This window comes from Rhizobium sp. NXC14 (assembly GCF_002117485.1).
Taxonomy (GTDB): domain Bacteria; phylum Pseudomonadota; class Alphaproteobacteria; order Rhizobiales; family Rhizobiaceae; genus Rhizobium.
Genome location: NZ_CP021033.1, coordinates 159,525 through 172,034 on the forward strand (window position 1 = coordinate 159,525; position 12,510 = coordinate 172,034).

Annotated in this window: 11 protein-coding genes; 6 read left to right on the top strand and 5 right to left on the bottom strand. The window is 61.1% G+C overall.

Annotated features, from left to right (window positions below):
- Positions 1 to 45: 45 nt before the first annotated feature.
- Positions 46 to 1,056, bottom strand: coding sequence for a sugar ABC transporter substrate-binding protein (locus tag NXC14_RS28785; RefSeq protein WP_085781436.1), 1,011 nt, complete (start codon positions 1,054 to 1,056; stop codon positions 46 to 48).
- Positions 1,057 to 1,475: 419 nt separating this feature from the next.
- On the opposite strand from NXC14_RS28785, the gene NXC14_RS28795 reads away from it, so the two are divergent.
- The 5 genes from NXC14_RS28795 to NXC14_RS28815 all read left to right on the top strand — a co-directional run bounded on the left by NXC14_RS28795 (position 1,476) and on the right by NXC14_RS28815 (position 5,551).
- Positions 1,476 to 2,339 carry an AraC family transcriptional regulator gene (locus NXC14_RS28795; protein ID WP_085781437.1) on the top strand — a complete coding sequence of 288 codons (864 nt, stop codon included), beginning with the start codon at positions 1,476 to 1,478 and terminating at the stop codon, positions 2,337 to 2,339.
- 107 nt (positions 2,340 to 2,446) lie between these two features.
- Positions 2,447 to 2,884 carry a VOC family protein gene (locus NXC14_RS28800; protein ID WP_085781438.1) on the top strand — a complete coding sequence of 146 codons (438 nt, stop codon included), beginning with the start codon at positions 2,447 to 2,449 and terminating at the stop codon, positions 2,882 to 2,884.
- 56 nt (positions 2,885 to 2,940) lie between these two features.
- Positions 2,941 to 3,987: an ABC transporter substrate-binding protein gene (locus NXC14_RS28805; RefSeq protein WP_085781439.1), complete on the top strand. Its 1,047-nt coding sequence runs from the start codon at positions 2,941 to 2,943 to the stop codon at positions 3,985 to 3,987.
- 8 nt (positions 3,988 to 3,995) lie between these two features.
- A complete protein-coding gene (locus tag NXC14_RS28810; RefSeq protein WP_085781440.1) occupies positions 3,996 to 4,784 on the top strand; it encodes an ABC transporter ATP-binding protein in 789 nt (262 codons plus the stop codon).
- Positions 4,781 to 5,551, top strand: coding sequence for an ABC transporter permease (locus NXC14_RS28815; RefSeq protein ID WP_085781441.1), 771 nt, complete (start codon positions 4,781 to 4,783; stop codon positions 5,549 to 5,551). Before NXC14_RS28810 ends, NXC14_RS28815 begins: the two co-directional genes overlap by 4 nt.
- 327 nt (positions 5,552 to 5,878) lie before the next feature.
- Here the strand turns inward: NXC14_RS28815 and pdxA are convergent, their stop codons facing one another.
- From pdxA to NXC14_RS28835, 4 genes are all read right to left on the bottom strand, one after another.
- Positions 5,879 to 6,865: a 4-hydroxythreonine-4-phosphate dehydrogenase PdxA gene (pdxA, locus tag NXC14_RS28820; RefSeq protein ID WP_085781442.1), complete on the bottom strand. Its 987-nt coding sequence runs from the start codon at positions 6,863 to 6,865 to the stop codon at positions 5,879 to 5,881.
- 25 nt (positions 6,866 to 6,890) lie between these two features.
- Positions 6,891 to 8,024 (bottom strand): iron-containing alcohol dehydrogenase, encoded by a 1,134-nt coding sequence (locus tag NXC14_RS28825; RefSeq protein WP_085781443.1) that lies wholly within the window; start codon positions 8,022 to 8,024, stop codon positions 6,891 to 6,893.
- A gap of 346 nt (positions 8,025 to 8,370) precedes the next feature.
- The gene (locus NXC14_RS28830) at positions 8,371 to 9,558 is read right to left on the bottom strand and encodes an exo-alpha-sialidase (protein ID WP_085781444.1); all 1,188 of its coding nucleotides are present in this window, start codon (positions 9,556 to 9,558) and stop codon (positions 8,371 to 8,373) included.
- Between the two features lie 11 nt (positions 9,559 to 9,569).
- Positions 9,570 to 10,475, bottom strand: a complete 906-nt coding sequence (locus NXC14_RS28835; protein WP_085781445.1) for a dihydrodipicolinate synthase family protein — start codon at positions 10,473 to 10,475, stop codon at positions 9,570 to 9,572.
- A 308-nt stretch (positions 10,476 to 10,783) separates the two neighbouring features.
- On the opposite strand from NXC14_RS28835, the gene NXC14_RS28840 reads away from it, so the two are divergent.
- The gene (locus NXC14_RS28840; protein ID WP_085781446.1) at positions 10,784 to 12,421 is read left to right on the top strand and encodes an ABC transporter substrate-binding protein; all 1,638 of its coding nucleotides are present in this window, start codon (positions 10,784 to 10,786) and stop codon (positions 12,419 to 12,421) included.
- Positions 12,422 to 12,510: the final 89 nt, after the last annotated feature.

Genomic DNA, 12,510 nt, shown 5'->3' on the forward strand with positions numbered 1-12,510 from the left:
CAATCTTGAGCGGTCCGGCATGGCCGGACCGTCCGTCAGGCTGCGTCAGCCAATGCCGAGTTTCTTGGTGACTTCGCCGACATTGAGCTTGTTGGCCAGAAGTGCGGGAACATAGGTCTCGCGCGGCAGCGTCTGGCCGGCGAGCAGCTTTGCGACGTTGCGGATGGCAGTGCGGCCGATTTCTGCCGGCTGCTGCGCGACATCGGCGCCAGCAGGCGAATTCGGATCGGCGATGAGCTGCAGCACTTCGGGGCTGCCATCGACGCCATAGGTGCGGATTTCGGTACGACCTGCTGCCGTCAGCGCCTGGGTCGCGCCGAGCTGGGGAATGTCCCAGGCCGACCAGATCGCCTTGATCGAGCCCTTTTCCGGGTACTTGTTGAGGATCGCCGTGATCTGGGTGAAGGCGTCCTGTACGGTGTTCGGGATGACGTCGCGCAGTTCCGGCTGGAGGATCTTCACCTTCGGGAAATATTTGACGACATTGACCAGCTGGTCGTAGCGGATCGCGCAGGGGGTCACGCCATAGAAGCCGTTGAAGACGACGATATTGCCTTCGCCGCCGATATCGGAGACGAGCTGCAGCGCCAGATCCTTGCCGATGCCCCAATTGTCTGACGTGGTATTGTTGATCGAATTGGTCGAGCCGACGTCGACGGTCAGAACCGGGATGCCGGCATCACGCGCCTTCTTCAGCCAGGGATCGATAACGCTCAGTGTGCCGAGGATCTGAACGATCGCATCCGGCTTCTGGGCGATGAGCGTCTGAAGCTGCGAAACGAGCTTGCCGTCATTGCGCCCGGCATCGACGGCGATCGGCTCGCCGCCGAGACGCTTCACCTCTTCGATCTGAGCATTGTAAGCCTGCAGGTCGAAAAAATGATCGGTGCCGGTGGCGCTGATGGCGATGCGCTTGCCTTTCAGCGAGAGCTCTTCGGCCGCAAAAACCGGCTTCTGCCCGATGAGCGAAGCACCGGCGACGGCAACCCCGGCCGCGGCGGACAGTTTCAACAGGTCTCGTCTTGCGAAACCGCTTCCGGATTTTTCGATGGTCATTGCCACTCTCCAAATTGATGATGTCTATAAATTAAGTGTACTAATAGGAATGGGGAGAAACGAATTTCCAAAAAGACCATTTCCGGGGAAAAGAGTGGACGGAGCAAAAGCGCATTCCTGGCTGCGGTTTGCCGTTGACCGGGAATGATTTCGGATGCCGCGCGCTGTTGAGAGCGATCTGATGGTCTGCAGCCACCGATCAGGAAGAAACATGCATTGCATAATTCTTGCGCATGCGACCAAATTTGCCGTGGATGAACGCCTGCTAGGCCGTGGTGCCGTGTGGGCTGACAGCGGTCTTAAAACCACGATTTGAGTGGGCACAGTCGGGTTTTATCCCACGACGTCGATATCCAGCGCGAAGCCTGGCTTCCATTTGGCGCGCAACTTGCCTCTTCTCTGCCAGGGAGAATGAAACAATGCCCGATATCGACCCGCAGATTTTCTCAATAAGCCGGCCATCCCTTGGAGGCTACAGGGCCTTCGTGCAACGCGACATGATCGTTGAGACCTATCGCAGCGCTGCGGGACAGATGGTTTCGAAGGGCTCGCTTCATAGAATTTCAATCAACCGTACGGCGCACGGCAGATATGCCTATCGGCTTGGAAGCGGGGCCTTCCGCAAAGTTGAAAGGCCGCCGTTCACCTTGGGATTTCAACCGGCTGCCACGGTCCTTGAAGTCGAGGGCGATGCGGCGGATTATATCTCGATCTTCCAGTCACCTGCGCTCTACAGCAGCCTCGGGGGCTCTCGCTTCGATCCGGAGCATTGGGATAGTGATGCACTGAGCGCAACGACTGATCCGACAACGCTGCAGGTTGCCCTTTCTCTTGCCTTTGCCGTCGAGAAGACCGGGCACGACGACCTGCTTTTGATGCAGCATCTGGGAATGGCGCTCGCCTGTTGCGTTGTAAAACTGCTGGGCGCCAGACCTGAGGCCGGCGATCGTCCGCTGACATCGGAGAATCTCCGGCGCGTGATCGATTATATCGAGAACCTGCTTGGCAAATCCGATCTGAGTGTGGAGGAGCTGGCCGGTGTGGCCCATATGAGCCCCTTTCACTTCAGCCGGGAATTCAAACGGGCGGCGGGCGTGGCGCCGCATCGCTTCGTCCTCGAACGCAGGATCGAGCGGGCGCGACTTTATCTCGCCGATGGCAAGGAGACGCTCGCAAGCATCGCTTACGCCACAGGCTTTTCCAGCCAGGCGCATTTCTCCAGCGTCTTTCGCCGCCTGATGGGGACGACACCGAAGGAATACCAGCGTTCGGTCCGTCTTTGAGCCGGCGCCCGCCGGTGGCGAATCAGCAATTTTGCGAAAGATAACCGCACGAATTTGAAATCTCTTGAGGCTGTGGTCTGCGAGGCTTTTCACATCAGGAGGCCTGTATGACCGCTTTTGCCCAAACCAATCCGATCACCGACATCTGTTTTTTGGTCGAGGACATCGAAAGAGCGTCTGCCTTCTATGTCGAGCGGCTTGGCTTCAGGCCGCGCCGCCGCGCTCCCGGCTTTGCCGATTTCAAAGGCGCGGGCGTCACGCTGGCGCTCTGGGAGATCGCGCATATCGCCGAGAATACCGGTGTCTCAAGCCGCCGGGCTCCTCCGGGCGTACACAAGGCCTGCGCGGCCATCGAGCTTGCCTCGCCAGAGCAGGTCGATGCTGCCTATACGGAGCTGAAGGCTGCCGGCGTGCTCTTCCACGCGCCGCCGCAGAATTACGTCTGGAATGCGCGATGCTGCTATTTCGCCGACCCCGACGACAATCTCTGGGAGATCTATGCGTGGTCTGAAGGCGGCCCGATCGGCGACATCGAACCGCGATAACGAGCATAAGCGGCTCAGCCGGCCGCCCGGCAAACCAACTAGGGGAAGGCAAGCAAATGAACGGGTATGACAAACAAATCATGGTCGGCAGACGTAGCGTCCTTAAGGGGGGAGCCTTTGCTCTTGCCGCGGCGGCGGCGGGGATCAGCGTGTTCGTACCGCGTCATTCGAACGCCGCCGCATCCAAAGTCGTCATCAAATACGATTGGTTGATGAGCAATGGACAGATCGGCGATATCGTTGCCGCCAAGAAAGGCCTGTTTGAGGCCGAGGGTCTCGACGTCGAGTTCTCCCCTGGGGGGCCGAATTCGGCAACGGTGCCGCCTGTGATCACGGGTGATGCGCAGCTCGGTCAATTCTCGGATTCGGCACAGCTTCTTCTTGCCCGGTCATCCGGCGTGCCGATCAAGATCTTCGCCTGCGGTTTCCGCATGGCGCCTTTCGCCTTCTATTCGCTGCCCAAGGCGCCGATCCGCACCGTCAAGGATATGGTCGGCAAGCGTATCGGCATCCAGCCGACGGCCCGTTACGTGCTCGATGCCATCCTGCTGAAGAACAATATCGATCCCTCGAGCCTCGCCATTACCAATATCGGTTTCGACATGACGCCACTGATGACCGGCCAGGTCGATGCGGTCACCGGATGGATCACCAACACGCAGGCCCTTTCCGTCATCGGCCCCGACCGCATCGATCTGATGATGAAGGAAACGGGCCTGCCATCTTATGCCAATGTCTATTTCGCCACCGACGATGCCGTGACCGGCCATGCCGAGACGCTGGCAAAGGTGCTGCGTGCCGTCGCCAAGGGCTGGGCCTGGACGCATGAACATCCCGAAGAGGCGGTGAAATTGACGGTGGAGGCCTATCCGCAGCTCGATCTTGCCGTGGAACTGAAGACGGTACCGCGCATATTGTCGCTGAGCTTCGACGCAGAGACCGGCAGGAACGGCTGGGGCAGCTTCGATCCAGCCGCTCTCGCCGAGCAGATTTCCGTCTACGACAAGATCGGCCAGTTCAAGAGCGGCGCGCCGAAGCTGGAGGATTGCTATACGACTGAGATATTGGCTATGACGGCGGGTGACCGCCCAAAGATTGCGTGAGAGCGGATTTGCCTGAAGCAGTGGCCATCGAAACCAAGAATCTGACTATCGGCTATGCTGGCGCTGTCGAGACGACCCGCATTCTGTCCGGCGTCGACCTCAGCGTCGGCAGGGGCGAATTTCTGACCATTCTCGGCCCTTCCGGTTGCGGCAAGTCGACCTTCTTGCGTGCGGTGGCAGATCTTCTTCCGACCCTTGACGGGCGGTTGTCGGTGCTCGGCAGGACTGCCTCTGAGGCGCGCCGGCGACGCGAGGTCGCCTTCGTCTTTCAGGACGCAACGCTGTTACCCTGGCGGACCGTGAGGGAGAATGTCGCGCTGCCGCTGCAGGTGGGGAAGAAGAGCATCTCGCGATCGGTCGATCCGCGGCCCGACCATTGGATCGAGCTGGTCGGCCTGTCGCATCTGGCCGACCGCTATCCGCATCAATTGTCCGGCGGACAACGCCAGCGCGTCGCCATAGCGCGCGCTCTTCAATGCGAGCCGGACATCCTGCTCATGGACGAGCCCTTCGGTGCGCTCGACGAAATTACCCGCGAACGATTGAACGATGAGCTTCTGGACGTCTGGCGACGGACCGGCACGACTATCCTGTTCGTAACCCACAGCGTCGTCGAGGCGATCTATCTCGGCGGACGCGTGCTGGTCCTGGCCGCCAATCCGGGCCGCGTCCAGGCGCTGATCGACCTAAAACCGCTGAAAGACGAGCGCGGCCTCTGCCGGCGCGAGAGCCTCGATGTCCAGGAGACCGCCGCCCATCTGCGGGGATTGCTGCAGGAGGGGAGTGCGGCTGCATGACGCACCGTCCGTTGTCCCTCACAGAGGCGATCGGCCTTCCCGTTATCGGCGCCCTTTCGCTGCTCCTCGCCTGGCAGTGGCTGGTGCCGGCGCTCGGTGTCCCGAGTTATATCGTTCCCACGCCGCTGGCGATCATGCGTACGCTTGGCATCGAATGGCGCCTCCTGCTGTCGAACGCCGTCCCGACGTGGGGCGAGGCGGGCCTCGGCTTCCTCCTGGGCAATGGTCTCGCCGTGATACTGGCGGTTGCCTTTGTCTATAATCCGCGCTTCCAGGCCGCCTATTTTCCCGTTGTCCTGCTCTTCAACACGATTCCGGTGCTGGCGCTCGCGCCGATCATCATTCTCATCTTCGGCCTCGGCATGCTCCCGAAGGTCATCATCGCCGCTCTCATCTGCTTCTTCCCAACTCTGGTGAATACCGCCCGGGGCCTCAATCTGGCTACTGTAAGCGAGCTTGAGCTGATGCATGTGCTTTCGGCGAGTGGGTGGGAAACGTTCTGGCGCCTGCGCGCGCCACGGTCCGCCCCCTTGCTGTTTGCGTCGCTGCGCATTTCGGCAACCACCTGTGTGATCGGCGCGATCGTCGGGGAGTGGATCGGCTCGAACCAGGGGCTGGGCGCTGTCATCATTCAGTCGACGTTCAACTATCAGGCGGAAAGGCTCTTTGCCGCCGTCGTGCTCGCTTCTCTCTCCGGCATCGTCTTTTTTGCGGTTGTTGCCCAGATCGAGCGGATTTTCCGTCGGCTGCATCAGGGGCAAAGCTGAGCCCCGGCACGAGCGAACGCCGCCCCGCGCTGCCCGGTTGGGACAGCATGCCGGCCGCCGTAGCAAGTCTTTCGGCGAAAAATGCCGCAAGAAGAACGCTGCGCCATGTTGCGGTGACAAGCGTCGTCGCCCGCGTCGACCGTAACATCTTGATCAACCCGGCCCACCCGGAATTCCCCCCGATCACCGCCCCCGTGTTCTGGGACCGCCGGGCATGTGACGGGGTTGGGGTTCAATCAACCTTTCCGCAGAGTAGACCAAAACGCCGGACGGATGAGACTTGGTCAGCAGATTATGATGTTGGCACTGTTCGACATCTTGCCGCAATCACACCTGCCGCCGCGGCGAGCGGGCCATCAGCCGGGCATAGGCGATGGCGGACAGCATGTTGACGTGGTTGGCCCTGCCGGTGCCGGCAATGTCGAAGGCGGTGCCGTGGTCGACCGAGACGCGGTCGATCGGCAGGCCGAGCGAGACGTTGACCGCGGTTTCGAAGGCGACGAGCTTGATCGGAATATGGCCCTGGTCGTGATACTGGGCGATGACGAGATCGAAGGCGCCGTTATAGGCACGGGCAAACACCGTATCGGCGGAGATCGGGCCGACGACATCGATACCCCGAGCCTGTGCCTGCTCGACGGCCGGCGCCAGAAACTCCATGTCCTCGGTGCCGAACAGGCCGTTTTCGCCGCAATGGGGGTTGAGGCCGGCAACAGCAATGCGCGCGGTCTTGCCGAGGCGCAGGAAATGCCTGTGGCCGGCTTCGATGGTTGCCAGCACCCGCTCGGTCTTGGCGCGCTCGATCGCGCCCTTCAGCGAGATATGGGTCGAGACGTGGATGGTGTTCAGCCGCTCGGAGGCCAGCAGCATGAAGGAACTTTTCGAGCCCGTGAGATGCGCGAGAAGCCCGGTATGGCCGTCATGGTGATGACCGGCAAGGTTCATCGCCTCCTTGTTGATCGGCGCGGTGACGATGACATCGGCTTTGGCGGACATGGCGAGATCGACGGCGCGGGTGATATAGCGCACGGACGCATCGCCCGCGACCGGGCTGACCTTGCCGATCTCCGGCAGCGGTGCGCCGAGCGGGACTTCATCGACGGCAATCCTGTCGTCATCGGATCTATCGGCAGGCACGAACTTCAACCCGGTGCCGCTAACGCGGTCAGCCCGCTCCAGCGCTTCCACGTTGCCGACGATGACGAAATCGCGGCGCTCTTCACTCGGAAGCGCCGCCAAGGCCTTGACGATCACCTCGGGGCCGACTCCAGCCGGATCGCCCAACGTCACGGCGACTTTCGCATTCCTGTCCATCACCAAAGTCCCTTCTGAAACAGTATTAAAAGGCGGCCGCGTAAATCGAGCGGATGTCGGCTCGGCTGAGATCACGCGGATTGTTATCAAGCAGACGGCGAATGGCAAAGGCGTCGTCAGCCATGGCGTCGAGATCGCTTTCCGGCACGCCAAGGCCGGAGAGCTTCATCTCAATGCCGAGTTCGGCGCAAAAAGCATAAGCCGCATCGAAGACCGATGCCGCATTGTCCGAGGCTTCATAGCCGAGCGCTGCCATCACCGCTTTCGTCTTCTCCGCGGCCGCCGGCGTGTTGAAGGCGAGAACATGCGGGAAGATCAGGGCATTCGCCGCTCCATGCGCCACGTGCCAGCGCGTGCCGAGAGGGTAGGCGAGAGCATGGCCGCCGGCGGTATTGACCGGGCCGAGGCAGAAGCCGCCGTAAAGCGAGGCGAGCGATAGGCCGGCGCGCGCCTCTGCGTCGTTGCCATCCTTGACGGCGCGGGCGAGATATCTGCCGACGAGCCGCGTTCCCTCAATCGCATAGATGTCGACCATCGGATGGGCTTTGCGGTTGGTGAAGGCCTCGACGCAATGGGCCATGGCGTCGACGCCGGTTGCGGCGGTGGTGCGCGCCGGCACGCTGAAGGTCAGGGCTGGATCGACGACTGCGATGTCGGCCAGCATATGCAGGCTCTCCACAGCAAGCTTCGCCATCGTCGCAGGGTCGGTGACGAGCGCGCGGATGCCGGCCTCGCTGCCGGTGCCCGAGGTTGTCGGTACCTGGGCGAGTCCCACCTTGCGCGGCCCGCGTACCCTGTTCGGGCCGACGACCTCATGCAGCGTCTGCCCGGAACCGGCGAGAACGGCGGCGAGCTTTGCCAGATCCATGGCGCTGCCGCCGCCGAAGCCGACGACCAGCTCGGCATCGGCGGCGTTGGCCGCAGTCATCACTTTGTCGAGATTGGCCGTATCAGGCTCAGGCGTTACTTCGGAGAAAACCGCAACCTCGCCCTTCAGTTCCAGCACGTCGACGCGCGAAGCGTTGAAAGCGTCCGAGATGACAAGCGTGCGCCGATAACCTTTCTCGGCAGCCCATTTGCCGAGCTTTCCTGCCGTGCCGATGCCGAATTCGATCTGATGCGGCCGAATTATCGTGATTGGCGAACCCAAGCTGGCCATGACCAGTCCTCCCTGCAGGATCTTGCGGCAATAGTGTCGCCCTCTTTAATGTAAAGTTGTCATATCGAAGTCAAGCGGGCATTTCTGAGAGCGCGAAATTTTATCGTCTGGTATGCGCTGGATTCAGGTTTCAGCAGCCATCTGCATTGATGTTTGATAATTATAATCAGATATATAGCTGAACTTCGTCGATAGTAGACGGTGCGAGCCGGCCTTCACTGCGCTGGCGACGAGGCTGCCAACTCTGTTGTCAATTTCTCCACGTTCAGTCGGCCGAACCGATCATGCCAGCGACCTTTTCGCGCTAGATGGGACGCAAATTTACAACAAGCCAGCGGCCGCCTCGCTACGGCAGGAGTGGCGGGGCGAGGCGCACATATTTGATCGCCCGCCGATAGTAGGTGTAGGCGACATGAAGTGTACCGTCGCCGCCTTGGATGACCGAGGGATACGAGAATTCGCGGTTCAGCGAGTCCTTGGAATTGTTGCTGAGGCAGAACCCGTCACCCGTATCGAGATCCATGCGACGCGGAAAACTCTTGCCGCCATCCCTTGATATCGCAAGGCTCAGGGGCGCACGAGGAACACCCCAGACCGCCTTGCGAGCTATATCGGCGAGGACGGCGGCCGTTTCTCCAGCCTCGTCGCCCTCGATTTCGTCATAGAGAGATTGGCGCCGCGCGTCCGACATGGCTGCATTCGAATGATTGTAAACCATTGCGATCGATCCATCATTCAGGACTGTTGCCTGGATCGAGGAATTGTTGTTCGGCAGTTCCGTGGGCTCGGGCGCGCTCCACGTCCTGCCGCCGTCACTCGATCGGCTGGAAAGAATGTTTTCGGCGAAACGGTTGCGGTAGAAGGCGACCATCTCGTCGCCGCCGAGCGGCAGGATGTTCATGTGCACGGCGCCGATACTGTTCGGAATGTCGTGCATCTGCCAGCTCGCACCGCCGTCGCGCGAGATCAGAACCGCTGCCGTATCGGCGTCGCCGCTCCAGCGCCGTCCGTCGAGACCGACGCAGCGGAAGACCGGAAGCAGCCACTCGCCCCTGTCGTTTACGACGATCTGTTGGCGAACGAATGTGCCGGGGCTGTCGCAGAGGAGCCGGACCGGGCCGAACGTCCGGCCGCCATCCTCGGATATCCGGCATTTGACAACGGAACCGTCCTGGTTGCCCGAGGTCTGCGAGGTATAGAGCAGCCATGTCTTTCCGTCAGGAGCGTTGAAAATCAATGGGTTCTGCTCGGAATTCTCCGGATCGTCGCTCATCTTCTCCGGCTCGGACCAGCGATCGGAGCCCGGCGCCAGCCGCGACATGTAAATCGAGATATCGCCCATGCCCTCCATCGTGCCGCCGAACCAGACGCAGGTCAGCGTACCGTCGGGCAGAAAAGCAAGATTTGCCGCGTGGTTCTGAATGCAGGGCGAGGGCAGATAGGCATCCGCGCGGCCTTTGAAGGAGGGATGAGGAGCGATGATCCCGGTCATCAGGGCGGGAACGGCTTCGGGGCGCAGGCCGGTAAAGCTCATGGCGGGTCTCCTCAGGGCAGCTTGGCGCAGCTTTCGGCGAGTGCGGCATAATCCGCTTCGCTGAGCGGCATCAGCGGTGCGCGCGTGCGCTTCCAGGCGGGATTGCCTGTCTTCAGCCCGACCATTGCCTTGATCGTCGGGATCTGGACGTAGGAGTTGGACAGCGTGCGATAGGCGTTGATGCGCGCCTGCGCCGCCTCGACGTCGCTGGCACGCCCCTCGTCATGGACGTGGTCGTAGACGGTGCGCAGCGAATCCGCCACGAGATTGGAGGTTGCCGTGATGCAGCCCGCACCTCCGGCCTTCAACAGTGGCAGCAGCAGCGGATCGGCGCCCGCCAGCACCGAGAAGCCGGGATAGGCGGAGATGATTGCCTGCATGTTGTTGAAATCGCCAGCAGATTCCTTGATGCCGACGACGGTTTCCGGGAAGGCGGCGATCAGCCGGCCGATCAGCGGAATGGAGAGCGGTACGCCTGAGACCTGCGGGATATGGTAGAGGATGACCTGCAGGCGCGTGTCGGCGACCTTGTCCAGCACCTGCGAATAGGCGGCGAAGAGGCCGTCGTCGGAAACGCCCTTGTAGTAGAAGGGCGGCAGCATCACGACCTTGGTGACGCCGAGCGACAGCGCGTGCCGGGTCAGTTCGACGGTTTCGGGAATGGCGACGACGCCCGTACCCGGCAGCAGCTTACCGGCAGGAATGCCGGCTTCCAGCGCCGCTTCCAGAATGGCGCGGCGTTCGGCTCCGGAGAAGGAATTGGCCTCGCCGGTGGTGCCGAGCAGGGCCACGCCATGGCAGCCCTCGGTCAGCAGCCGACGGCAATGATTGGTGAAAAGAGCGAGATCCGGCGCGTTATCTGCGGTCAGCGGCGTAGCGGCCGCGCTGAAAACGCCTGTAATCCTGTGATGGCTCATTCCGCCCTCCCTTAGGCGCGCTTGCCGGGCCGGCTGCGCAGAAAAATTGTCGTTCGTCTGTGGCGATGAGTGCCAAGAACTTTTCCATCGTGACGCTTTTGTCAAGAAGACAAAATTGATTAATACGAGAGCGAAAATCTACATTATTGTAATTGTTGAATTATTTTAAGCTCAAAATTTTCAACGGGTCAAAACTGCGATTTTTTGTTGACATATTTACATTAACGAGTGAACGATAGGCGACGGATTGTGCTGCGCCCGGCAGGCGCAGGGAGAACGCTGCCGAATTCACCGTGGGAGGGAATGCCATGTCTTTTGATCAATCGGATAAAACCAATATTTCACGTCGCAACGCGCTGAAGCTCGGCCTTGCGGCGGGCGTCGGCCTCACCGTGTTCGGTATGAATGCGCGCATCGTGCTGGCCGATGAAGGCCAGGTGCTGAAGGTCGCGCATCCGGCCTTCGATCAGGACTGGTCGCCGCTGCGCGGCGGCGGCAGAACCTTCCGCTGGAATTCCATCTGGTGGGCCGCGCCGATGTATTTCGACAGCGAAGGCAATATCAAGCCTTACGTCTTCACCAGCTGGGAATCGGCCGACAACACCGTCTGGACCTTCAAGATCGACCCCAAGGCCGTCTTCTCCGACGGCAGCAAGATCACCGCCGCCGACGTCAAGGGATCGTGGGAAGTCGCCTCGATGCCGAACACCAAGAGCCAGCGCGCCGACCAGGTGCTGAGCAAGGTCAAGGGCTACGCCGAAATCGCCGCCGGCTCCGGCAACGAGCTGACCGGTGTCGCGACGCCCGACGAGGGGACGGTGGTCGTGACGCTCGCCGCGGCTGATCCGATCTTCTTCATGCGCCTGGCAAACCACATCGCGCCGATCACAAAGGCATCGCAGTCGCGCGGCAGCGATGGCGAGGAAATCATCGACTGGTACAAGCCTGAGAATGAGCCGGTCTTCTCCGGCCCGTTCAAGCTGACGAGCATCGATATCGATGCCGGCAAGATCACGTTCGAGCCGAATGAGAACTTCTTTGGGCAGAAGCCGAAGCTTGCCCGCATCGACATCACCTCGATCGAGGACAATGTCACTGCGACGTCGCTGATCAAGTCGGGCGAGTTCAACGCCCATACCGAGCTCGTCACCTCGACCATCATCCAGGATCTCGGCCCGGAATTCTCGGCCGGCCCGCTGATCCCGACCAGCCAGCACTTCTGGTTCAACATCTCCCGCGCGCCGATGGACGACCCGAAGGTCCGCCAGGCACTGATCATGGCCGTCGATCGCGACGGTCTGTTCAAGGCCTCCTATCCGGATGGGCCTCACAAGAAGGCCGACCAGATCCTCAATTCGGTTCCCGGCGCCGACAATTCCGGCTTCGAGCCTTTCCCCTATGATCCGGCCGCCGCCAAGAAGCTGCTTGCCGAATCGAGCTATGGCGGGCCCGAGCGCCTGCCGAAGCTCCTGTTCGTCGGCATCTCGGCGCCGGCCATTCAGGCCGCCGCCCAGTTCATCGCCGAGCAGTGGCGCCAGAATCTCGGCATCACGGCCGTCGATATGAAACCGCAACAGGACGCCTATGCCGGTCCGGATCAGAACTCGGTCCAGATCTTCCGCGACGACGTCGGCACCCGTGTTCCAGACGCCGTTTCCTATCTTGCGGGCAGCATCGCCTCGACTTCGTCGAACGCGCAGAACAAGCTCGGCGGATACAAGAACGAGAAGGTTGACAGCGCCCTTGCCGAAGCGGCGACCAAGGCTGCGGACGATCCGCAGCGCGTTACTCTCGCCCGAGAGGCCCAGAAGGCGTTCCGCGAGGATTGGGCCTTCATTCCGTGGTATTCTCAGGCGATGTCGCGCTGGGCCACCAAGGAGGTCAAGGGCATGGAGAAGAATCTCGACTGGCAGATCGCCGAGCCCTGGAACATCTCCATCGGCTGATCGGGACTTTCGTTTCTGACAATAAGCGCGCGAAGGCCGCAAGGCCTTCGCGCAAGTTTCAAGAAGAGATGCGATCCGCCGGGCTTCAG